The organism is Niabella beijingensis (genome assembly GCF_020034665.1).
Taxonomy (GTDB): Bacteria; Bacteroidota; Bacteroidia; order Chitinophagales; family Chitinophagaceae; genus Niabella; species Niabella beijingensis.
Map to the genome: position 1 here is coordinate 1,707,500 of NZ_JAIQDI010000002.1, position 22,774 is coordinate 1,730,273.

A 22,774-nucleotide genomic window follows, 5' to 3' on the forward strand; every position below is an offset into this window, starting at 1 on the left:
CGGGAACAGAAATTAAAGATATCCAATATTATTTAATTATCATACAACTGACGGTCCGGGTTATAAGTTGCAATTGTTTATCGGCAGATAACATCAATCCGTTGCAAAAACCACCCCGGCTACAGGCCGGTTGGATCATGCTCGGATGAATCATCTGGCTTTTCTTATGTTTCTTCTGTAAAATTTTATGTAGGTTTGTCAAAACCCGTCTATTCATGCTAAAATACATTCTGCTTGCGAGTGCGTTTTTTATATACACACTGGGTCATGCTCAAAAGGAAGATAAGAAACTAAAGGTGCTGATTGAAAAAGCGGTCAGTGGTTTCAATGGCGATATTGGAATATATGTACATCATTTGAAAAAGAACCGGTCGGTAGCCGTGAATGCGGATACTGTTTTTCCTACTGCCAGTATTGTAAAAGTGCCCATATTAGCGGGGATATTTACGAAAATTGCGCAGAAGGAATTAAAGTTATCGCAGGAGTTTGTGTATGATGCCAAACGCGTATACGGCGGTTCAGGGTTGATGCAGTTTTATAAGGACAGTGCCCGTACGGATCTGTCTACCATGATCTCATTAATGCTAACTTACAGCGATAATGTGGCGTCCATCTGGCTGCAGGAGCTGGCAGGTGGCGGCGCGGCGATCAATACGATCATGGATCAGTTGAAGCTGCCTCATACAAAGGTGAACTCCCGCACTGCAGGCCGCCAGGATATCTGGAAGAAATACGGCTGGGGGCAAACCACGCCCAGGGAAATGGCACAGCTTTTTACGTTGATCCGGCAGGGAAAGGTGGTGGATGCCCGGCACTCCGATAAAATGTACCGCTATTTAAAAAACCAGTTCTACAATGGCCGCTCCTTATCGCAGCTCCCGGCAACCGTAAGCACCATCTGCAAAACCGGATCAATTGATGATGCCCGCGGCGAAGTGGTGCTGGTAAACGCTCCGGGCGGCGATATCGCTTTTTGCATCCTCACAAAGAACAATAAGGACCGGAGCTGGACGGATACCAACGAAGCAGAAGTATTGACCCGAAAGCTGGCAAATATTATCTGGAATTACTACGAGCCAAAACATCAATTCACCGCCTTTGAAAAAATAGATTAAGCAGTGGTTTTGCCGCTCTTTCCTGTTAATATGCACAGATTGGCGAAACCATCCGCATCAATCTGCGGGGAAAAATAATCAACCCTTAAAGGGGCTGTCTTAAATGCCCCGCTGTAATGTCGTTTTTACAATAGCAACCCCCGGGTTTTAAATAATAGCTTTGTGAAAAATAAATACTATGCACCCAAAAATGATATGGGCCAACCTGCCCGTCGACAATTTAGAGCGGACAACAAAATTCTATACAGATCTGGGCTTTAAACAGAATGGCACGCCCAACAGCCAGCTGACCAGTTTTATTATAGCGGAAAATGAATTTATCATCCACTTCTTTTTGAAGGAGGTATTAAAATCAAATATGAAAATAGAAATAGCGGATGCACATGCCGCTGCTGAAATAATGTTTACGCTTTCCGCTGAAAACAAAGAAGAAGTAGACGAATGGGCAGCAGTAGTTACAAAAGCAGGAGGAAAGCTCCTCTCCCAGCCTGAGACATTTGGTGACAGCTATTATGGATTTGCGTTTGCCGATCCCGATGGCCACCGGTTTAATGTGTTTCAAATGTAAAGGACCATCCGATCACATTCTTATGCGGGTCTTTGAGGGAATCGGACGGAAAATTATGTGCCCGGAATAACCACCGAGGTATAGGGACTATAAAGCTCCCAGCCAAGCGACCGGTATAAGAATTGGCCTTCATCCGTGGCCACCAGGAAATTCTTAAACGCATTTTTTGCCAGGGCCAGCTCTTCAAGCGCTTTCATTACTATGGTAGCAAGCCCTTTTCGCCTGTGGTTTTCCCCGGTTAGGATCCGGTCGTAAACCGCCATGTCATCTACCAGTACCACCCGGCCAATGGATGCGGATTCGCCGCTCTGTGTAACAACGCGCACGATATAGACAGCTGATGATTGGCGCGCTGTCGTCAATGTATAACCCGGGGGTAGGCGCAGATCCGGAATAAGCATCCGGTGCAGGCAGTGCATCATATAACCGGGCGGCTGAAGCACCCATTTATGAGAGACGACGTGTTTTACCTGATCGGGAGTGGCGCACACTTTCAGAAATATCCAGGGTGTATTTATGCGTTCAGACAGCCGTATAAAAGCAATATCCAGCCTGGGAAATACATAACGCGCCCGTTGCTGTTGGTGCCCCACATCCACCCGGAAGCCGGACTGAAAAGGAACCGGTAAGGGTAATGCTCTTGATAACGACCAACCGCTGAGCCATTTTTCAACAATATCCGGGGCAACCTGATCCATCATAAACATAACATTCATTACAGCAACATAAAACCCCGATCCGTTATGCAGTTAACGATATTTTTTGAATCGAAGGTAAAGGCAAAACGCCTGAGCAACGGTCTGCATCAACGTAGCTGCTTTCCTATTTCTTAGCATCGCATTCCTTCTCCCTGAACTTTATAAGACGCTTCACAAATGCTGCAGGCAGCGGCTTGTCGGCAGGAAGCTGGATGGCCGATTTAGATACCTGCAATCCTTTCAGATCCGTTTCAAACTCCTTAAGCAAGGCCGGGCTCCAGGGACTGGATAGGGAAATATGCCTGGCATAAGCTGAATAATAGATGAGAAACTGTTTGCTGGTCCTGAAAGCCGGTATCTGGTAGCTGATCACTTCTTCCGCTTCAGGCACCGCGTCCTTTATTATCTTCCGGATCTGCTGCATCCGCTGCTGTACCTCCGCCGGGAATGTGCTTTGGTATTCGTCAATCGTTTTGAAATCTGTCTTCGCCATTGGTTTTCATTTTTGCTGTATAAATATAATCGTTTAGCGGCAAATCTTAGCAGGCAGGCAATACATTGCTTGCGTCCTGTGCCGAAAGCTTATTCCTGCAGATTGGGTAAAAGAGGAGTGGCATTACCAAAACTAAAAGGCCTGATGATATTGTACTGCTTACGGGTATCGTTAAAGCGGCGCAGTACCGAACTGGTACAGACAAAGCGGATGGCTGCTTGCGGGATCAACTGCCCTGCTATTGTCTACCCAGATCGCTTGGCCACCTGATAACACGCAAAAAAAAGTTATAACATTCTGTTTCTCTCTTTTAGATCGGTTTTCCGGAAAATTATTTTATCTTTGCAACTAAGATAATCAGTTAAGAAGATAAAAATGAAGGACAAGGTACTCCAATTAAGAAAGCTCAGCCAGCAGTATGCCTATACTTCCATCCGCATGCACGAGGCCGTGGGGCGCAAGGCCGGGCTGTCGGGCACCGACCACAAGTACCTGGGCTTCCTGTTGCAGAAGGGGCCCATGACGGCGGGTGAGCTGGCCGGTATTACCGGCCTGACCACCGGGGCGGTGACGGGCCTGGTTGACCGGTTTGAAAAGAAAAAGCTGCTGAAGCGGCAACCTGATAAAGCCGACCGGCGCAGGATCATCATTGTCCCCAATACCGATAAAATACGGGCCTTGCTGCAGCCACTGTACCAGGATTTCCAGGATGATACCGACCGGCTTTTTGCCTCCTTTTCCGCCGCCGGGTTAAAGACCCTGGAAACGTTTTTTTCAAAGGCGCTGGATATGATGCAGCATAAAACAGATCAACTCAATCAACAATAATCCAATGGAATTTAACCCCAACAATCCCGTTATACAACGCTGTATGCAAGGCATGGAACTGGCAGAAAAAGGTCAATCCGGAGCAGCGGCCGCGGTGTTCCTGCAGGCCTGGAACGAAGCAGGCAACGATTTTGAAAAATTTATCGCGGCACATTTTTTGGCGCGGCATCAGCAGGATACCCGAGACAAATTAACCTGGCTGCATACCGCTTTGCAGCATGGACGAAGCGTTAACAGCGATGCGGTGAAGAGCGCATTGCCGTCGTTGTACACCAATATGACGCAATGCTATGCCACCCTGGGCGATGCAGACAACGAAAAAAAGTACCGGGAGCTGGCCGTATCGGCCGGTGAGCAGCTGCCGGACAAAGGACCTTTTTACCACGGCACCCGGGCCGACCTGCAGCCGGGCGATCTGCTTATAGCGGGGGGCATATCCAATTACCAGAGCGATGTGGTGATGAACCATATTTACTTTACCGGCCTGGCCAATGGCGCGGGGCTGGCGGCTGCGCTGGCTAAAGGCGAAGGGCGCGAGCGGGTGTATATCGTGGAGCCGACAGGCAGCTTTGAAAATGATCCCAATGTAACGGACAAAAAATTCCCGGGAAATCCTACGCGCTCCTACCGCAGCACGGCACCGCTTAAGATCCTTGGCGAGGTCACCGATTGGGACCGGCTGACACCGGAGCAGCTGCGCCAATGGCGGGAAAAACTGGCGAATAACAAAGGGACTATTATTAATTAAAACTATCCCGGGCCTGCATTGGCTGACCATGCAACGCCGGAGATGCCCACAGACGAAACGCAGATCAAATGAGTGTTGGTCGGTAAAAAATCATCCGCGTCAATCTGCGGCAAACCCCTCCCCTCCATAGACGCTTACGGCATCCTTTGGCAGCTGCTGTACGTGCTGCATATAGGCCGTTACGTTTTGATCCCAGTCTGCCGGGTAAGCATAACCCAGTTCTTTAGCCACAAATTGTGCTGAATCTCTAAAAAGGGCCTGCATCCTATATACTGCCTGCCAGATCTGCTGCAGGGTAGCAACGGGATAGGTGGCCAGCAGCTTTTCATACACATCCGGTTCAAGGTAGCGCTGGTAATACTTTCCAAATTTTCCGGTGTTTACACTGAAATCGTACCGGCAACCAATATACCAATCCATCATTTGCAGCAGTGCGCCACGGATCACCTGGTTGATGAGTTCCTGGGCCAGGATCACCTCCCCTCTCCACAGCCCTTTTGCCAGACCGGCATTGGTATACCAGAATTCGTTGCAGCAATCGGTGAAAGAGCGTTTCGGGGGTCTTTGTACGATATAGCTGGCATCGCTGCTGGGAGGAAGCGGGTTATTGCTGAAGATCCCGGTCTTATCCCATAGTACTTTACAAAGACTGTCGCTGGTAAACTGCCCGAGCCGTTCAATGGGCGCCATGGTGAGATCGATCCGGTTGCCATCCCTGAATTGTAACAGATAGGAAAAAGCGCCTTCCAGCTCCGGTGTGGGGGGATATAACTCCATATCTTCAGGCAGCTGCATAATCATCTGCTCCCCGAATACATCCACCCAGCTGTGATCCTGCAAAAAAGAATGGAGTTCACTTACTACATAGATGATATCATAATCCTGGAAAATATCCGGCCTCACATTGGGATTGGAGCGTGATCCATCCTGTAATACGGCCAGTATCCGGGGATCCGTTGCTACCTCCATTATTAATTCCTTCATTTCCGCTTCGCTCCTGCTTGTCATTATATTACGGCTTTATTCAAATTTATGATTTTTTTGGTGGCGATTGGCAACGAGCATGTATGGTTACTACCTGTAGATTCCGCGTGATCTGTGTTTTCTGTGAGCACAAATAACGAAAGATGATTCCTGCCGATACTTGCGGGAACTGAAGAGATCATCAGAATTAAAAATTAAGGTCTGAGATGTAGGCTATGAAAGATGGTTTTGCCTAATTTTGACAGTAAAACATCTTAAATTTTAACCAATGCCTCAAAAACCGCTTTCCATATCTACAACAGAAGAACTGCACAAACAACGCTCTACACTTAAAGCTATGATGATTGTTTTTGGATTATTATGGATGCTGCTGCTGGCATTCAATATTTACCTGCTGGTGACCAAAAGACCCAACTTTCCGCTCCTGACTGTTTTATCGGCACTGATACCTGTCATGATTCCTATGCTGATTTCGTTGAATAAAGTAAACGCCGAACTGAAGTTGCGGGATGAAGGTGAATAATGCTGCTTCCTGAGCGCTGAAAATAGCAGAGAATAAATTTGCTATAGTTTTTTCACTTTCTGAATTAGCTGTGGTTTTAGTGTTTCGTCTATATCAAGCATATGAATGATTTCAATCGCTTTCTGGTGCTCTTTTGTCTTAGCGTAAAGGAACGCCAGGATCCATTGCGGATCAGGGTTGTGAAACTTATAGATTTTCCCTTCTGCTACCTGATATTCTGCTATTTTTATCACATCTTCTAAAGTATAGGCCGCGTCAAACCATTTAAAAATACGCGCTTCATATTTATCCATGAGTTTTTTGACAGATTGTTTGGCATTGTATGCCCCCCAATGGGTTACATTACTTTCACTCTTATCATCACTGTTTTTATTAAATGAAGCGGCATATTCGTCTGTCCATTCAAACAACTGTAGCTTTACCGATTTATCGGTCCGATGCAAACGGAGATTATTTCCGCTAAGCGTTGGAATAAAATCCAGACAAACACCCCAGGTAAATGTCCCCTGCCCTCCTTTTAAAAGCGAATAGCCAAAAACTCTTCTTACTGAATTTCGAAACCCGTCAAACCATAAATAAGAGCCATTCCATAAAAGTCCTCTCGCTTTTAATCTTGGTGACAAATTCTGATCCAGGATCTCTAGTAGCTGTCCGGTATTAATCAGGTCCCTATTTTTGAATAACTGAAGCATCCGGGATTATTTATATATAGGAAGATAGGTTATTCTTGTTGTTTTCCTATGGCAGCACTTCATAATTCTTATCCCTATCGATTAAGCAATCCGCCACTGATCAGTCCTGACAAATAAATGATCAAAAAAGACACACCTTACCCGTTACAACTATTGATACTACGTTTCTGCTTTGCCAGTGTTATTGTCTCTTCCGTTTGAACGGGCCCTGCGGGGCGATCAGCTCAAGGTTGGTACCGTCCGGATCCCGGAAGTATACCACGGCAGTACCAAAACCCGACTTTAACCCGTCTTCTTTTTCAAACACCATGGGCGCGCCTTCTGGCTCCACTCCTATTTCTTTTAGCCGTTCCAGGGCTGTATTGATGTCATCTACTTCAAAACAAAGATGCATCGCACTGATCTGGTTATTCCGGTAGGAAGCGGTTTCTGATTCCGGAATCGCATATTCCAGTATATCGATATTTAAATTATCCAGATGCAGGTTAGCATAGCGAATAAGGGTATCATCGAGCCCCTGTACACGGGCCATCCGTGCACCACCGATCTCATCCCGGTTGGATACTTTAAGCCCCGTCAGCGCTTCATAGAATGTGATTGATTTTTCAAGATCTTTTACCGTAATACCTACATGATTGGCGCGGGAAAGTCCTGTTGTTTTGCGTTCCATCGGGATCTGTTTTTACAGCCGCCATATTATTAAATACCGGTCAGCTGCTGGTTAATAAATTGCAGTTCTTCGGCGCTAAGCTGCAGCTGCATTGCTGCCGCATTGGAAATAGCCTGTACGGCATTCCGTGCACCGGCGAGCACTACGCTGATACCCGGTTGCAAGGTGGTCCAGCGCAAAACCAGCTGTGTAACGGTAGCACCTTTATTGATGGCGATCGGTTCAATGGCCTGCAGCAGACTTTTTACCCGTTCCAGGTCAAATTGTGTAAAATAACCGTTCCGGTGATCATCGCTCTTCAATGTATTTTCCTTAAAATATTTTCCGGTGAGAAGACCGCGCTCCATAGGACTGTACACAATGATGCCGGTATGTGTTTCCTGTGCGTAGGGCACCAGATCTTTTTCGATGCTGCGATTGAGCATACTGTAAGATACCTGGTTGCTGGCCGGTTTCAGTGTTTGAGCCGCTTCCTGCAACCGGGCCACACTGTAATTACTTACCCCTGCCGCACGTATCTTACCCTGTTGTATCAGGAGTTCCAGCGCTTCCATGGTCTCACTGATGGGGGTTGTGGCATCCGGCCAGTGTAGCTGCAACAGGTCGATATAATCGGTGCCTAGCCGTTTCAGACTTTCTTCCGTTTCTTTGATCACATTGTCCTTTGAAGCATATTTATAAACCGGGAGGGTTTTGTCATTGTCTTTTGCATCAAAGAAGAAATCCCCTTTTCCGTTGTTGCTGCCATCCCATACCAGTCCGAATTTGGTAAGCAATTGTATTTTAGACCGGTCTTTTCCTTTAATGGCGGCACCTACCAGCTCCTCGCTTGCACCAAAACCATAAAAAGGAGCCGTATCAATGGATGTTACGCCGTTGTCCAGCGATGCATGAATAGAGCCGATCGAATCCTGCTTTTCATTTCCCCCCCACATAGTACCGCCAATGGCAAAGGCTCCGTGTGTAATAACCGATAATTCCAGTGCTGTATCTCCTAATTTTCTGTATTCCATGATGATTGTTATTGTCTTTGTTTTAAGAATTGTTTTTTTAATCCGGTTGAAATCGCTTTCCGTTAATACTCTTGTTAATAATAGCCTGTTTTCAGGGCTCAAGAACAGCTGTTTTATAGATCCGGGGTTGTTCCTGTAGCTGGTCTCTTAATCCGCCGAAGGCCTTGATATAGGGTTGCCGGTTGTGTTCTTCCAGCCCTTCCGCACTGCTCCAGATCTCATAAAATACAAACCGGTTTTCGTCTTCCAGGTCCTGGTGCAGCCGGTAACATTCACAGGCAGCTTCTTTGCGCGTTTGCTTTACCATGTCTTGTAACGCTTCCAGTATTCCGGTCCTGTATTCCGGTTTCGCTGTTATAATGGCGGTGAGATAGATTTTCATATTTATATATTGTTATTTGTGCTGTATCCTGGTTCTTTTCCCGTTGATATTCTGTGGCTGATCTGCGGACTGTTTTTTCCCACTGATTACAGCTGATTGTATACGCTGATCTGCACGAGGTTTCCTCTTCGTTTTATCTGCAGGAATCTCATGCGGCTATCTGTGGTTCTGCCACGGATCCGAATACTGTTTCAAGGTGTGCGTTGTAACGTTTCATATCCCGCTCCAGGTCGGCGTTTTTCTCTACGTCATGAAAATGAAAACTTTTTAATGGCTGCATGCCGGTAAAGGCATTCATCCGGTGAAAACCGAAAAGCGGTCCTTCATCCACACTGTGCTCGTTAAAAAATTCTCCCGGCAGCGTAAAAGCAGTCTCCGGTGCATTCCAGCTGCTGGTGAGCATATAGGTCCTTCCCTGCAGCATCCCTCCTGTTCCGTAATTGATATCAGGATTGGCCGATGAACGGCCATCACTGCGATAGATGCCTTTCTGATGCCCCGCAGTGAACACTTCGTCCAGGTATTTTTTAAATCCGAAAGGCAGCTGGAACCACCAGATCGGTGTATGATAAATAATGGTATCGGCCCACACAAATTTTTCTACTTCTGCCTCGGGGTTGTATCCGCCGGCAATAACGGTCTCCCGCACTTCCACTCCCGGCCGGCTGTTAAAAAATGCAGCGGTTGCTGCTGCTACGGTATTGTTGAACCGGCCACCGGAGTGCCCGAAATGTTGCCCTGCATTAATGATGAGTATTTTTTTCATTGCTTGTTTTTTATTGACATGACAAAATTATTGCACAAATAATTATCAGTAAAATAGTATAATTTATACATTTGTATCATAAAAATGATAGTTTGATATGGTCAATCTTGAATGGTACCGCACTTTTAAAGCCATCTACCAGCATGGAACCCTTACCGGTGCAGCAGAATCCCTGTTCATTTCCCAGCCGGGCGTCAGTCTGCACCTGGGCTCATTGGAAAGTTATGTGGGTTATAAATTATTTGAACGGGCAGGTCGAAAAATGGTGCCTACCGAGCGCGGAAAGATCCTGTATAACGCTATAGCGGAAAGCTTGATCACCCTGGAAGAAGCAGAGCAGAATTTCCAGCGGAGTACAGAGCGGCATACGCCTACCATCAGCATCGGTATGTGCTTTGAAACCTTCCAGATCACGCTGGAGCAGTATATTTCCACCCTTCCCTTTAATGTGATCATCCGTTTTGGTGATTATCATGAAATGCTGGATAGCCTGGACAAGGGGATCCTGGACCTGATCATTACTCCTCACAAAGGTACCTCGACCAAGATCGAGCACCAGCCTTTTTCTTCTGAAACAATCGTACTGGTGGCGGGGGAAGAGCTGGAAGATCTGCCTTTTCAAAAACTGGTCAAACAAAAAAAATATGCGGCCGCAGAAGACTGGCTGAAACAACAGAAATGGTATGGCACCACGGGAGATATGGAACACCTCTTCCGCTTCTGGCAGCTGAATTTCGGATCGACTCCCGATTTTCGTCCCAATTATATCGTACCCAACCTGAATTCAATTGTCCGGTGCCTGAGCAGCGGCAGCGGCCTGGCAGTGATACCGGATTTTTTATGTCATAAGGAAATTGAAAGCGGGCCGGTAAAACTGGTTTGGAAGGGGCACAAACTATTGAAGAATACGCTTTACTTTGCCTGCAGGAAAAATACTACTTATGCAAAGGAGATCGAATTGATCAAAAGCCTGTTCCGGAAAGTAATGAAATGACCCGTACAGCCGTTTCCAAAAAATAAATAGTAGATTGCAGCACAACGATGCCCCAACTATGAAAGAAGAACAACTCAGAAGCAGTAACTGGTTTGGCCGTACCGGGAAAGATGGATTTATTTACCGCGCGTGGATGAAGAACAACGGCATTCCCGGTCATGAATTTAAAAAACCGGTGATCGGTATTTGTAATACCTGGAGTGAGTTAACCCCCTGTAATGTGCATTTCAGGGACCTGGCGGAGCACGTAAAACGCGGCGTGCTGGAGGCTGGTGGTTTCCCCGTGGAGTTCCCGGTTATGAGCCTGGGTGAAACATTGATGAAACCGACCACCATGCTGTTCCGCAACCTGGCCAGCATGGATGTGGAAGAAAGCATCCGTGCCAATCCTTTGGATGGTGTGGTGTTGCTTTGCGGGTGTGATAAAACGACCCCTTCCCTGCTGATGGGCGCCTGTAGCGTCAACCTGCCGACCATCATCGTTTCCGGCGGCCCCATGCTCACCGGTAAATACAAAGGGAACAGCATCGGCACCAGTGATGTGTGGCGGCTGGCGGCCGGTTTGCAGACCGGCACTGTAAATGAAGCACAGCTTCATTCAATGGAAGATGCACTCTGTCGCAGCCAGGGACATTGTGCCGTAATGGGTACGGCTTCCACTATGGCCTGCATGGTGGAAAGTCTGGGGCTTTCCCTGCCGGGCAATGCCGCTATTCCCGCAGTGGATGCGCATCGTAAGGTACTGGCGCAACATTCGGGGAGCCGTATCGTGGAAATGGTACGTCAGCAACTATGCCTGTCCGATATCCTTACCCGGGAAGCATTTGAGAATGCCATCATGGCCAATGCAGCGATCGGCGGTTCTACCAATTTTGTGATCCACCTGCTCGCCATCGCGGGACGTATTGGCGTGCCGCTGACGCTTCAGGACTTTGACCGGCTTTCCCGGAATATTCCGCTACTTGTGAACCTGCAGCCTTCCGGCGCATTCTTTATGGAAGACTTTTATTATGCAGGCGGACTGCCGGTGGTATTAAAAGAGCTGGATGGTTTGCTGCACGGAGGTACGCTTACGGTTAATGGAAAAACCATCGGTGAAAATTATAAGACGGCTGAATGTTACGACCGCAATGTTATTGCCACAGCAACTGATCCGGTGAATACGGTTACCGGCCTGGCGGTTTTAAAAGGCAATATCTGCCCGGACGGAGCCGTGATCAAGCCTTCCGCCGCAAGTCCGCACCTGATGCAGCATACGGGTCCGGCGCTGGTCTTTGAATCGATCGATGATTATAAGAACCGCATCAATGATGACAAACTTGAAGTGGATGCCAATACCATACTGGTATTAAAGAACGTGGGACCAAAAGGCTATCCCGGGATGCCGGAAGTGGGCAATATGACCCTCCCTAAAAAAATACTGGAACAGGGCATTACCGACATGGTACGGATCTCCGATGGCCGCATGAGTGGTACGGGCTTCGGAACCGTAGTACTGCATGTATCGCCGGAGGCCGCAGCAGGCGGGAATTTCAGCGTGCTCCAAACCGGGGACCTGATCACCCTGGATGTTGAACAACGAACCCTCGAAGTACACCTGACAGAAGAAGAATTGCAGCAACGGAAAACCGCATGGCAGCCATTGCCGCCCCATGTTTCCAGGGGTTATGTGCAATTGTATACGCAACAGGTGCAGCAGGCGCATTTGGGTGCTGATCTTGATTTTCTGACCGGCAGCAGCGGCGCCGGGGTAAGCAAAGATTCTCATTAAACCGTGAAACAGAATTATGGAGTTTACAAATAAAACAGCTATTGTTACGGGAGCTGGTCAGGGTATCGGCTTTGAGCTGTGCCGTCAGCTGGCGGCCAGTGGGGCTAAGGTGATACTGAACGACCAGGATGAAACGCTCGCCCAAAAGGCCGCAGCAACCATCAATACGCAATACGCCGGTCAGGTACAGGCTGTAGCGGGCGATTGCAGCGATCCTGAAGTAATCCGCAACCTGGTGGATACAGCACTACAACAGTATGGAAGTCTGGATATCGTGATCGCCAATGCCGGGATCACCCTGTTTGGCGATTTCCTGGATTACGATCCCGGTGCCTTCTATAAAGTACTTCAGGTCAATCTGGGTGGTTCTTTTTTTCTTGCCCAGGCTGCTGCCCGTAAAATGAAGGAATCCGGTTCTGGCGGCTCGATCCTGTTTATGTCTTCTGTAACCGGGCACCTGGCGCATAAGGGGCTGGTAGCTTATGGCATGACCAAGGCTGCACTTGAAATGCTGGCGCGGAACCTGGTGATCGAACTTTCCTCCTATGGCATCAACATCAACTCGATCGCCCCCGGTGCCACGCTTACAGAGCGCACTATGGCCGATACCGATTATGCTTCCAAATGGCAGAAAATAACACCCGGCGGCAGACCGGCTACCGTGGAGGATATTGCACAGGCGGCATTGTTTCTTGTACATGAGAAAGCCCGGCATATCAATGGCCAGAATATCGTGATTGACGGCGGCTGGAGCTGTGTGGGCATCCAGCCGGAATAAACCGGTTATGCCGGCGGTCATTACCGCTGCTCATTTGATGATTTGATAATGGTTTGATAATAATCCGGAAACATATAATATAAACTTTTGCAGCGTCATTTTCATACACATACCCTGACGTTATACTATGCAAAAGTTCCTGCTGTTTACGATTCTCCTGATGGTTGCCTTTATTGCCCGGGCGCAGCAAAAGGTAGTGGTAACCGGTACCATTGTCGACGCCAATAATTTTTCCCTTCCCGGTGCCTCGGTAAAACTCCTGCCGGGCGGGCAGCACACTGTTACGGACGCCTACGGCAAATTTGAGTTTCTGAATGTTGCAGCGTTGGATAAGTTCCAGATCGAAGTCTCTTACCTGGGATACCATACTTTTAACAAGACCTATCCCGCGGGCAGCAAAGGAAATCTGGACGTAAAGATCACACTGAACGATACTGCCGGTACTATGAAGGAGGTGGTCATTATCGGAGACCGGCTGAGTGGTCAGGCCCGGGCCTTTAACCAGCAAAAGAACAAAGCGAATATCAGTAATATCATCTCCTCCGACCAGGTGGGCCGTTTTCCGGATGCCAACCTGGGTGACGCGCTGAAACGGGTGCCCGGGATCACCATTCAGAATGACCAGGGGGAAGCCCGGAACCTGATCATCCGCGGTCTGGCGCCCAATCTGAACTCAGTGACATTGAACGGTGACCGCATTCCTTCCGCGGAAGGCGATAACCGGAATGTGCAGATGGACCTGATCCCCTCAGATATGGTAGCAACTGTGGAAGTGAACAAGACACTGACACCGGATATGGATGCCGATGCCATCGGAGGCTCAGTGAACCTGATCACCCGCGCTTCTCCCAACGGGCAGCGGCTTTCTGCCACACTCGCCGGCGGATTGAACCCGATCCGGAACACCGGGAATTATACAGCGGGACTGGTGTACGGCAACCGTTTCTTCCATAATAAACTGGGAGCGGTGGCCAGTTTTTCCTATAACAACAACCAGTTCGGCTCCGATAATATTGAAGCTTCCTGGAAAAAGGCGGATGATCCCGGCAAGACGGTATATGTGGATGAACTGGGTATCCGTTATTATAACGAGCACCGCATCCGGCACAGCCTGGATCTGAACCTGGACTATACGTTCAATCCGGCCCATAAGATCATTGCAAGCGTAATGCACAACTGGCGTACCGACCGGGAGAACCGTTTTGCCCTGGTATATGAGAACGAACCGGAATACGATGACAACGACCAGATCACCGGGTGGAAGGGTAATATCATCCGCGAGGACAAAGGCGGTACAGGAACCGACCAGGTAAAGAACAAACGGCTTGAGCTGCAAAAAGTGACCAACTACGCCTTGAGGGGTGAACACCTGTTAAGTCCCAAATGGGATATGGACTGGTCCGTAAACTATGCAAGGGCCAGTGAACAAAAGGTTGACGAACGGTATATTGAATTTGAACAGGAGGATGTCACGTTCAGGACCGATTTTGCCAATACACGCCACCCGCTGATCACTCCTCAGAATGAAGACCTGTCGAGCTATTCGTTAAGCAACCTGTCTGAAGGTGATAGCTGGACCAGGGAGAACGAGCTGGGTGCGAAGATCAATTTCCGCACCCCGTTCTCGGTAATTGACGGACAGAAAGGCCGGCTCCGTTTTGGTGTAAGACTACGGAGGAAGGACAAGCTGCGCGAAAATAATTATTTTGAATACGAACCGGTAAATGACCTGGGAAGCCTGCCGGAACTGCCTGTGGTCTATTACGGTGGCAAAAATTTTCAACCCGGTTCACAATATGTTCCCGGCACTTTTGTCAATCCTTCCTATCTGGGCGGACTGGACCTGAACAACGGAGCGCTGTTTGAAAAAGAAGATAAACCCGATGAATACCTGGCTGAGAATTACACGGCCAAAGAAAATATTGTGGCGGGCTACCTGCGCTGGGATCAGCATTTCAGCGACAAACTCTCTGCTGTAATTGGTGTTCGTGTAGAAAACACGCACATCAACTACACCGGAAATTATGTAAAAGATGAAGAAGAGCTGCTGGGCTCCATCAGCAATACCAACGCTTATACCAATATCCTGCCGAGTATCTCATTCCGCTATGAACCGCAACAATACCTTGTTCTCAGAGCTGCATATACCACATCCCTGGCCCGTCCTAACTATTACAACCTGGTGCCTTATCTCAATGTGCTCTCTGAAGACGAAGAGCTCTATGCCGGTAATCCCGATCTGAAGGCGACCTATGCACACAACTTTGATCTTATGGCCGAAAGGTATTTCAGATCGGTGGGCATCCTGTCGGGCGGCTTGTTTTACAAAAGCCTGAAGAATTTCATCTATACGTTTACCAGACAGAATTATACCACTGAGAATTTTGCCGCAGATTTCCCGGGACAGGCCAATCCTGTTCCTGCCGGAGAGAACAACTGGAAATTTACGCAACAACGTAACGGCGAAAACGTCAACATCTATGGCTTTGAAGTGGCCCTGCAACGCCAGTTCGATTTTATACCCGGCAGCTTCTGGAAGGGACTGGGCATTTATCTTAACTATACGTTTACGGGCTCAACAGCCAGGGGCATTACCAATGAGGATGGCGAAGAACGCACAGATGTAAATTTGCCGGGCACTGCGCCGCATATGTTCAACAGCTCCCTTTCCTGGGAGAACAAACGTTTCTCGGCACGGGTGTCGCTCAACTATGCGGCCAGTTATATTGACGAGCTGGGCGGCAACGATTTTGAAGACCGGTATTACGACCGGCAGTTATTCCTGGATGCCAATGCCTCTTATAAATTTACCCGCAATTTCCGCCTGTTTGCCGAAGCGAATAACCTTACCAACCAGCCCCTGCGGTATTACCAGGGAATCGCTGTCCGCACCATGCAGGTGGAATATTACCGTCCGCGGTTTAACTTGGGGATCAAATTTGACTCATTCAGATAATTAACACTATGCATCAATCCTATCGTCTTCTGTTATTGCTGATCCTTTGCTCCTGTAAAAATCCGGCGGCAACCACCGCACCAGATGCGCTGAAACCCGCTGTGGTTACAGATTCTACCGATTTCGACACCGACGACCCCGCCATCTGGATCAACCCTGCCGATGCTTCCAAAAGCCTGGTGATCGGCACGGACAAGGAAACCGGCGGCGGATTGTTTGTCTTTGATCTTAATGGAAAGATCGTAAACAAATTCACCGGTATGAAACGCCCTAACAATGTGGACATTGCCTACGGTTTTTCTTATAATGGTCAGCTAATTGATATTGCCGTGGCAACAGAACGGGAGACCAATAAGATCCGTGTGTTCTCCCTGCCGGAGCTGAAACCGGTCGACAATGGCGGACTGGATGTTTTTACAGATACACCCGAGCGGTCTCCCATGGGGATCGCACTTTACACCCGCCCTTCCGATCATGCCATCTTTGCGATCGTTGGACGGAAGACCGGACCTGCAGATGGCTATCTTTACCAATATCGTTTAACAGACAGTGCCGGCCAGCTCAATGCCATGCTGGTACGTAAATTTGGTAAATACAGCGGCAAAAAAGAGATCGAGTCCATTGCTGTAGACAACGAGCCAGGTTATGTTTATTATAGTGATGAACAATACGGGGTACATAAATATTATGCTGATCCGGATAAAAAAGACAATACGGAGCTGGCGCTTTTCGGACAAAGCGATTTTAAAGAAGACATTGAAGGCATCTCTATTTATAAAAGCACCGACAGCACCGGCTACCTGCTGATATCCAATCAGCAGGCTAATACCTTTGTGGTATATAAACGGGAAGGAACAAACGGCCGGGTGCATGAGCATCATAAAATAGCAGAGATCCCGTTATCCACGATCGAAAGCGACGGCTCAGATGTGACCAGCATTAACCTGGGTGAGCGTTTCCCCAAAGGCCTGTTTGTAGCCATGAGTAACGGGAAGGTATTTCACTACTATGACTGGAGCGACATCGCCCGAAAAGGGGGACTGCAATAAGTTGCAATACGGCTGAAATCTTACCAGCCGGATGATCCGCTGATATATGCTGCAATTCGTTTTTATAAAAACAGTTATTTTTGTCTTTCTACTGTTTTTATGAAAAGCCGATTGAATATAGAAGAGCGGAGGCCGGTCTGGATCGCACTTTCTGAATTTTATCTGGATACGGAACCCGATGCAGCGGATTTTCACCGGCTTGCTGTGGTCCTGTTAAAGAGTCCTTACAGTTTTGCTGAGATCGGCATCATTAACAAATATGAAGTGTTTCCCGTTCTTCAAACCAATTTGCTGAACCCTGCGGGAGAATGGGCAGGTATCGATCCGGACCGGTTGGAAGTACAGATCCTGGAGTCGCTGGAAAAAAGAAACCGTGTACGCAAAATGGCGATCGAAAGTGCTTTTAAAGCATTTAAGTGGATGTGTGACGACTATTGGGAGCAACTGGAAGAAGCATACGGTAAAATAAAGAACGCCCCCGGCCGGTCTACTTAAAAGCAAGATTGCCCGCCTTGCGGTATTAAATCCAAAAGAATATGATACAGGTTGCCTTTGCAAATAATGTCAAAAAGATCCTTGAACCCGACGAACAGGTGATCGGACTGGCCATCGGCGGGTCCTGGCTAGAGTCCCAGATGGATGAATTTTCCGATCTGGATCTCATTCTTATAACCGCGGATAAGTTATCCGGGGATAAGGATAAAATGATGAGCTATGCCCGCCGACTGGGAGATCTGTTGTCGGGCTTTACAGGAGAGCATGTGGGTGAACCCCGCCTGCTGATCTGTCTTTATGACAACCCGTTGCTGCATGTGGATCTTAAATTTTTAACACTGGAAGAATTTAAAACCCGTGTGGAAACTCCCGTGATCCTGTTGGATAAAGGGAACCGGTTGCAGGTCATTCTTGAACAGACCAGCGCCGGGTATCCCTATCCCGATCACCAGTGGATCGAAGACCGCTTCTGGATCTGGATACATTATGCACTGCTTAAAATAGGCCGCGGCGAATATTTTGAAGCCTTTGACTTTTTGGGATTTCTGCGATTGGCGGTACTCGGCCCTTTATTGCAGATCAGGAACGGCCAGTTACCAAGAGGAGTAAGAAAAGTAGAAACGGCATTGCCTGCGGACGATTTCAACCGTTTGAAACAAACCTTACCCCTGTATGACCGGCAATCCCTGTTAACCGCCTTACATCATTGCGTAGCGTTGTATCGCGAACTGCGGGCTGCCGTTTTTAATACGGGGGTGCAGTTTCACCACGAAACCGAGACACGCGTCCTGCAATATTTTGAGGTCATCAGCAACAAAACATAATGGCGAAGCCGGCCGTCTACGCTTTATTTTCCACGCCGGTTTCGGCATAGGTTTTCAACTGGGTTCCGATAAGTGCTGTCCAGCCTTCCACAAAGTTTTCCCGGGCAAAGGCTTTTCCAGCGGGAAAGGTTTCCGTACCGGTATGTATGAGTCGTATATGTGTTCTATTGCCCTCGGCTTTCAGCTCATAGGTAACCAGAGAGATCCCTTCAGCGCCCTCGTACCGCCAGCTGTAAGCCAGTTTATGAGGCGCATCGGCTTCTGTGACCACGCAATGGTGCAAATAGGGTTCTCCCTCCTTTCCTTTCCCGGTGAATTCAAAGGCAAAGCCCACCCGGGGTTCAAAAGCCGGCACATCAAAAAACCACTGGCGCAATGCAGCCGCCTGTGTCAGCGCGTTCCATACCTGCTGTATGGGCGCATTGTAAGTTCGTTCAACAACGATTGGTTCGTGTAACATAAGATCAATTTTTATACGGTTAAACGTGATACATATAGATTCAGTTTGTCCAGGTTCTGTTTCAGTCCTTCATCCGCTTTGAAGGTTTTCACCGTCTGGATAAATACTTCAGAACTTTCAAAGAGCATGTGCCAGTCGATGACCGTCTGATCACCACGGCTTTCAAAAGTGATGGTCGCCAGAAACCGCGGACCGGAAACATGGTCATATACGATCTTTTTAAAAGGGACCACTTCTTTAAAGATGCTTTTGTTCTTATAATCTGTTCCGTCCGGACCATGCATAACCAGGTTCCACGCACCGCCGGGTTGCAGGTCCATTTTACTGATCGTATTGGTAAATCCTTCCGGCCCCCACCACTGCTTCAGGTGCTCCGGATCCGTCCACACTTCCCAAACCAGCTCCAAAGGAGCATTCAGCACACGGGTCAGCCGCAGTTCCCCGTCTGCGGTGTTATTTCCTTCGTTTTGCATTTTTTTTTGTTTTTTGTATAGTGGATAAATAATTTTCCAGTGCGTCCAGTTTATTTTCCCAGAACCGTTTGTATTGTTCCACCCAGGTATTGATCTCGCTCAGTGGTTCGAGCTTTGCTTCGCAATAGCGTTCCCTGCCCTGTTGTTTTATTTCGATCAGACCGCATTCCGCCAGTATCTTCACATGCAGGGATACCGCCTGTCGTGTCACCCGGAACTTTTCTGCGATGGTGTTTACATTCAGCGGCTGTTCTGCCACCAAACCGATAATGGCCCTTCGGGTAGGATCGGCTATCGCCTGAAATACATCACGCCGTGCTTCCATTTTATGCAAGTATTTACTTGCAAATTTAAAGGCAAGTATTTGCTTGCGCAAATTTATTTTTCGTGCGACATGCTGTGCCCTCTCGATGGTTTCCAAAAAGGTCAAGTATATTTCGCTGCATAAACAGGAAGTTAAAATATTTAAACTAAAACGATAAAAAATATTTGTTTTAGTTTAAATATAGTTTTATGTTTGCTTTATAAAAACAAAACGATGATGATCCAATCAAAGCGGGCTTCTCTTATCACTATTGGTCCCTGGTTGCTGACTGCAATAGCTTTTATTAAGGCGGTTTTCTTAATAAGCGCAATTACCGGCCCCCGGTCCCGGTTGGGAAATTGCCCGGATGTTAAATGGGGAACTTTCTCGATCAGTATCCTGTTCCTTGCTGCTATCGTTATGGCATCCTACCTGCTCCAGCGCCTTTTAGCGAAGTCCGGCCGGTTAAAAACATGGCCGCCGTCTTTCAGATGGAAGCTGCTGGCCATATATGGTATCTGCCTTTTTGCGGTATATATTTCCTCTGTTGCGGAAGAGATCATAGATGGATTCCGGTCCAGCTCAGTAACGGAGGATTGTCCGCCATTCGGCGCTTATTTCATGCTGCCGCTTTTCCTCGGCTTTTCTTTCCTTAAATTTATTATAAACCCTGTAGTGTGGGCCCTTGTTTTATGTCTCTTTTTAACCGTCGACTACTTTAAATACACACTGCTCAAAAGTGCTCAAAAGAACAGGGATACCCGGCAGACGATAGCGGACACTTATATCATCCGGCTATTGAACGGACTGGCGACCTGTGCATTCATCGGTGCGTGCATCTTTCTGGCCTTTAAGGTCTTTAGCAGCAATTCTCCGGCACTCAGCAACAGCATCAGAAGTTACGAAATGAGCGATATCCGTCTTACAAACCCGGCGAAGCTGTACCGGCCCGGTGGCGATGGACTGGACCGGTGGTTCAAGGATTCTGTGATTGTAACACCTTATACCGATAAGGCCAGCGTTATCCTGCGGTTCAGATCGAAACAGGAGCTTTTCAGTGCACCTGCATTGGTCTTCCAGCTTTCTTATTACATTTACTTTATCATGATCGTTGTTATTATCTATCTGATCAAACGGTTTATTAACGCACTTGCAAAGAATGACATATTTATTGCAAGAAACATAAGATACCTGCAATGGGTGGCAGTATTACTGATCGCCCTGCCGGTGATCCGGTGGATCACTCAGAAACTATTGCTCCGCTGCATCGAAGCGCTTAGAATGAATGATTCCGGACTGGAAATGGTTCCCGGCTCTTCCTGGTACTCTTCCACAACATATATTGGTTTTTTGGTCCTGGCCTTAGCCCTGGTTTTTAAAGCGGGCCGGTCCATTCAGCAGGAAAACGAAGATTTTGTATAGTAATGCCTATTGTAATAAATCTGGATGTGATGCTGGCCAGGCGAAAAATGAGCCTGACAGAGCTGGCAGAGAAAGTGGATCTGACCATAGTAAATTTATCCAAACTCAAAACGGGTAAAGCCAGGGGGGTGCGTTTTGATACGCTTGAGGCGATCTGTAAGGCACTGGACTGCAGGCCCGGAGACATCATTGACATTGAACCGGAATAACTAATCCCGAATAATATATAAAACAACCTGCTCTTATATTGATGTAAACACATCATGAGGCATCCTTTTATCCATTCATTTTCAACTTAACTATTATGAAAGTTTTATTCTTAAGCATTCTGTTTTTTATTGGCGGCGGATGTGCTGCTCAACATCCGGTTTCCTGGCTGAAGGAACATATAATACCTATTGCTTTAGACGATTCCCTTTCAAACACAGGCAATGATTTTAATAAGCTGAAAAAATACATAGGTGATGCACCAATCGTACTGCTGGGAGAAGAAACCCATGGAGACGGAACTGCTTTTAAAACCAAAGCAGCACTGGTCCGGTTTTTACATGAGGAAATGGGCTTTGATGTGCTGGCCTGGGAAGGAGGATTGTTCCAGGCGGAAAAAGCATGGGAACTGGCCTTTGATGACCCCGGACAGGGCGTAGCACACCTGCAGCAATGCACCTGGCCGCTCTGGACATGGGCCCGTGAAGTGCAACCGCTCCTCCTTTATACTACCGAAACGTTTAAGACCAACAGGCCATTAAAGATGACGGGGATCGACGTCCAGCTCAGGAGTATGATCGATCAGGTATACTTTCCCAAAGCATTCTCCGCATATTTAGTGAAAAATAATATTGATTTTGAAAACCAGGCTGAACGGGACAGTTTCTTTAATTGTTACAATGCGGTTAATACAGGTATTGCTGTTTGGGGCGAGGGAAAAAAAACGGATGAGATCAGTGCACTGGCCGTGAATTTAAAGCAGCAACAAAGTACCTTCAAACGCCTTTTAGCAAAAAAAGCAGCACAGCTGGAACGGATACCCGGTCAGGAAGCGGCCCTGTTTAGCCGGCATCTCAGATCCGTACAGGCCTATCTGCCACAATTGCTGCTGACCAATCGTATAGACACTACCATCACACCGGAAGAAGGAAATATCCTGCGGGACTCCCTGATGGCAGAAAATATCATCTGGCTTCATCAGAAAATGTACCCGGGCAAAAAGATCATTGTGTGGACCGCCAGTGCGCATTTGTCCGTGGGATCGACGCTCCGGTTAAATGGTACGGTACTTCCCCGCGTAGGTGATTTTTTAAAAGAGCGGATTCCCGGGAAGTTCTATGGCATTGGCTTTGTTGCCGCCAGGGGGTACTGGGGAACTGTTTTTATGAGATCGCCTGTCCCGATTGAAAAGACCGGGGCAAGCTCCTTTGAAACGATCTTCTCACAAATCGGGGTAGCGCATTTCTTTCTGGATCTGAAAACACTGAGCAGGACCAGGGGCGGAAGCTGGTTAAACGACAGCCGGGAAATGCGGCCCTTTGGTTATACGGGAGGGTTTGAAAAAAGCTGGCCTGCAGTTTTTGATGCGGTGATTTTCAATCACACAATGGCGCCTGCAACACAGATCCCTGGCCCCTAGTAGGCTGTTGAACCAGCCGGGTACCTGCTGTACCGGAACGGGTGCTTTGGCTGATGAAATAAAGCCAGGCCGGGATCCGCTGTTGGCGGAAGCGCCAGCCCGGCTTCATTTAGCCGCGATAAATACCGGTTGCCGCTGCGA

At 47.9% G+C, this 22,774-nt stretch carries 27 protein-coding genes; 15 read left to right on the forward strand and 12 right to left on the reverse strand.

What is annotated here, in order from left to right; translation table 11 throughout:
• Positions 1–215: 215 nt before the first annotated feature.
• Both K7B07_RS23190 and K7B07_RS23195 read left to right on the forward strand, forming a co-directional pair.
• Positions 216–1,115: a serine hydrolase gene (locus K7B07_RS23190; RefSeq protein ID WP_223712926.1), complete on the forward strand. Its 900-nt coding sequence runs from the start codon at positions 216–218 to the stop codon at positions 1,113–1,115.
• Positions 1,116–1,293: 178 nt separating this feature from the next.
• Positions 1,294–1,683: a VOC family protein gene (locus K7B07_RS23195; RefSeq protein ID WP_223712927.1), complete on the forward strand. Its 390-nt coding sequence runs from the start codon at positions 1,294–1,296 to the stop codon at positions 1,681–1,683.
• A gap of 53 nt (positions 1,684–1,736) precedes the next feature.
• Here the strand turns inward: K7B07_RS23195 and K7B07_RS23200 are convergent, their stop codons facing one another.
• From K7B07_RS23200 to K7B07_RS23210, 3 genes are all read right to left on the reverse strand, one after another.
• Positions 1,737–2,384, reverse strand: coding sequence for a GNAT family N-acetyltransferase (locus tag K7B07_RS23200; protein WP_223712928.1), 648 nt, complete (start codon positions 2,382–2,384; stop codon positions 1,737–1,739).
• 121 nt (positions 2,385–2,505) lie between these two features.
• A complete protein-coding gene (locus K7B07_RS23205; RefSeq protein WP_223712929.1) occupies positions 2,506–2,874 on the reverse strand; it encodes an iron chaperone in 369 nt (122 codons plus the stop codon).
• A gap of 89 nt (positions 2,875–2,963) precedes the next feature.
• On the reverse strand, positions 2,964–3,104 hold the full coding sequence (locus tag K7B07_RS23210) for a hypothetical protein (protein ID WP_223712930.1): 141 nt from the start codon (positions 3,102–3,104) through the stop codon (positions 2,964–2,966).
• 145 nt (positions 3,105–3,249) lie between these two features.
• Between K7B07_RS23210 and K7B07_RS23215 the strand changes: the two genes are divergently transcribed.
• The gene (locus K7B07_RS23215) at positions 3,250–3,702 is read left to right on the forward strand and encodes a MarR family winged helix-turn-helix transcriptional regulator (protein ID WP_223712931.1); all 453 of its coding nucleotides are present in this window, start codon (positions 3,250–3,252) and stop codon (positions 3,700–3,702) included.
• Between the two features lie 334 nt (positions 3,703–4,036).
• Positions 4,037–4,450, forward strand: coding sequence for an NAD(+)--rifampin ADP-ribosyltransferase (arr, locus tag K7B07_RS27925; protein WP_420847753.1), 414 nt, complete (start codon positions 4,037–4,039; stop codon positions 4,448–4,450).
• Positions 4,451–4,549: 99 nt separating this feature from the next.
• Here the strand turns inward: arr and K7B07_RS23225 are convergent, their stop codons facing one another.
• Positions 4,550–5,458, reverse strand: coding sequence for an aminoglycoside 6-adenylyltransferase (locus K7B07_RS23225; protein WP_223712933.1), 909 nt, complete (start codon positions 5,456–5,458; stop codon positions 4,550–4,552).
• A gap of 244 nt (positions 5,459–5,702) precedes the next feature.
• Between K7B07_RS23225 and K7B07_RS23230 the strand changes: the two genes are divergently transcribed.
• On the forward strand, positions 5,703–5,957 hold the full coding sequence (locus tag K7B07_RS23230; RefSeq protein ID WP_223712934.1) for a hypothetical protein: 255 nt from the start codon (positions 5,703–5,705) through the stop codon (positions 5,955–5,957).
• A gap of 41 nt (positions 5,958–5,998) precedes the next feature.
• On the opposite strand, the gene K7B07_RS23235 is transcribed toward K7B07_RS23230, so the two are convergent.
• The 5 genes from K7B07_RS23235 to K7B07_RS23255 form a co-directional block, all read right to left on the reverse strand.
• Complete coding sequence (locus K7B07_RS23235; RefSeq protein WP_223712935.1) at positions 5,999–6,649, reverse strand: hypothetical protein; 651 nt, start codon at positions 6,647–6,649, stop codon at positions 5,999–6,001.
• Positions 6,650–6,830: 181 nt separating this feature from the next.
• A complete protein-coding gene (locus K7B07_RS23240) occupies positions 6,831–7,319 on the reverse strand; it encodes a VOC family protein (protein ID WP_223712936.1) in 489 nt (162 codons plus the stop codon).
• A gap of 29 nt (positions 7,320–7,348) precedes the next feature.
• Entirely contained in the window at positions 7,349–8,332 is a 984-nt protein-coding gene (locus K7B07_RS23245; RefSeq protein ID WP_223712937.1) for an aldo/keto reductase, read from the reverse strand.
• Between the two features lie 91 nt (positions 8,333–8,423).
• Positions 8,424–8,714, reverse strand: coding sequence for a putative quinol monooxygenase (locus K7B07_RS23250; RefSeq protein WP_223712938.1), 291 nt, complete (start codon positions 8,712–8,714; stop codon positions 8,424–8,426).
• Between the two features lie 148 nt (positions 8,715–8,862).
• The gene (locus K7B07_RS23255; RefSeq protein WP_223712939.1) at positions 8,863–9,480 is read right to left on the reverse strand and encodes an NAD(P)H-dependent oxidoreductase; all 618 of its coding nucleotides are present in this window, start codon (positions 9,478–9,480) and stop codon (positions 8,863–8,865) included.
• A 97-nt stretch (positions 9,481–9,577) separates the two neighbouring features.
• Between K7B07_RS23255 and K7B07_RS23260 the strand changes: the two genes are divergently transcribed.
• The 7 genes from K7B07_RS23260 to K7B07_RS23290 all read left to right on the forward strand — a co-directional run bounded on the left by K7B07_RS23260 (position 9,578) and on the right by K7B07_RS23290 (position 18,347).
• Positions 9,578–10,474, forward strand: a complete 897-nt coding sequence (locus tag K7B07_RS23260; protein ID WP_223712940.1) for a LysR family transcriptional regulator — start codon at positions 9,578–9,580, stop codon at positions 10,472–10,474.
• Positions 10,475–10,532: 58 nt separating this feature from the next.
• The gene (locus K7B07_RS23265) at positions 10,533–12,245 is read left to right on the forward strand and encodes an IlvD/Edd family dehydratase (RefSeq protein ID WP_223712941.1); all 1,713 of its coding nucleotides are present in this window, start codon (positions 10,533–10,535) and stop codon (positions 12,243–12,245) included.
• Positions 12,246–12,261: 16 nt separating this feature from the next.
• Positions 12,262–13,023 carry an SDR family NAD(P)-dependent oxidoreductase gene (locus K7B07_RS23270; protein ID WP_223712942.1) on the forward strand — a complete coding sequence of 254 codons (762 nt, stop codon included), beginning with the start codon at positions 12,262–12,264 and terminating at the stop codon, positions 13,021–13,023.
• Positions 13,024–13,150: 127 nt separating this feature from the next.
• On the forward strand, positions 13,151–15,979 hold the full coding sequence (locus K7B07_RS23275) for a TonB-dependent receptor (protein ID WP_223712943.1): 2,829 nt from the start codon (positions 13,151–13,153) through the stop codon (positions 15,977–15,979).
• Positions 15,980–15,987: 8 nt separating this feature from the next.
• Positions 15,988–17,028 carry a phytase gene (locus K7B07_RS23280; protein WP_223712944.1) on the forward strand — a complete coding sequence of 347 codons (1,041 nt, stop codon included), beginning with the start codon at positions 15,988–15,990 and terminating at the stop codon, positions 17,026–17,028.
• Between the two features lie 99 nt (positions 17,029–17,127).
• Positions 17,128–17,523: a DUF7079 family protein gene (locus K7B07_RS23285; RefSeq protein ID WP_223712945.1), complete on the forward strand. Its 396-nt coding sequence runs from the start codon at positions 17,128–17,130 to the stop codon at positions 17,521–17,523.
• A gap of 41 nt (positions 17,524–17,564) precedes the next feature.
• Entirely contained in the window at positions 17,565–18,347 is a 783-nt protein-coding gene (locus K7B07_RS23290) for an aminoglycoside 6-adenylyltransferase (protein ID WP_223712946.1), read from the forward strand.
• Between the two features lie 16 nt (positions 18,348–18,363).
• On the opposite strand, the gene K7B07_RS23295 is transcribed toward K7B07_RS23290, so the two are convergent.
• From K7B07_RS23295 to K7B07_RS23305, 3 genes are read right to left on the reverse strand one after another with little or no spacing between them, the layout of a single operon-like run.
• The gene (locus K7B07_RS23295) at positions 18,364–18,807 is read right to left on the reverse strand and encodes an SRPBCC family protein (RefSeq protein WP_223712947.1); all 444 of its coding nucleotides are present in this window, start codon (positions 18,805–18,807) and stop codon (positions 18,364–18,366) included.
• Positions 18,808–18,818: 11 nt separating this feature from the next.
• Positions 18,819–19,280: an SRPBCC family protein gene (locus K7B07_RS23300; RefSeq protein ID WP_223712948.1), complete on the reverse strand. Its 462-nt coding sequence runs from the start codon at positions 19,278–19,280 to the stop codon at positions 18,819–18,821.
• A complete protein-coding gene (locus K7B07_RS23305; RefSeq protein ID WP_223712949.1) occupies positions 19,261–19,605 on the reverse strand; it encodes an ArsR/SmtB family transcription factor in 345 nt (114 codons plus the stop codon). Before K7B07_RS23305 ends, K7B07_RS23300 begins: the two co-directional genes overlap by 20 nt.
• A gap of 213 nt (positions 19,606–19,818) precedes the next feature.
• Here K7B07_RS23305 and K7B07_RS23310 point away from each other — a divergent pair, with 213 nt between their 5' ends.
• The 3 genes from K7B07_RS23310 to K7B07_RS23320 all read left to right on the forward strand — a co-directional run bounded on the left by K7B07_RS23310 (position 19,819) and on the right by K7B07_RS23320 (position 22,633).
• Positions 19,819–21,006: a DUF2975 domain-containing protein gene (locus K7B07_RS23310; RefSeq protein ID WP_223712950.1), complete on the forward strand. Its 1,188-nt coding sequence runs from the start codon at positions 19,819–19,821 to the stop codon at positions 21,004–21,006.
• Positions 21,007–21,008: 2 nt separating this feature from the next.
• Positions 21,009–21,215 carry a helix-turn-helix domain-containing protein gene (locus tag K7B07_RS23315; RefSeq protein WP_223712951.1) on the forward strand — a complete coding sequence of 69 codons (207 nt, stop codon included), beginning with the start codon at positions 21,009–21,011 and terminating at the stop codon, positions 21,213–21,215.
• A 95-nt stretch (positions 21,216–21,310) separates the two neighbouring features.
• Positions 21,311–22,633: an erythromycin esterase family protein gene (locus K7B07_RS23320; protein ID WP_223712952.1), complete on the forward strand. Its 1,323-nt coding sequence runs from the start codon at positions 21,311–21,313 to the stop codon at positions 22,631–22,633.
• The last annotated feature ends 141 nt before the right edge of the window (positions 22,634–22,774 follow it).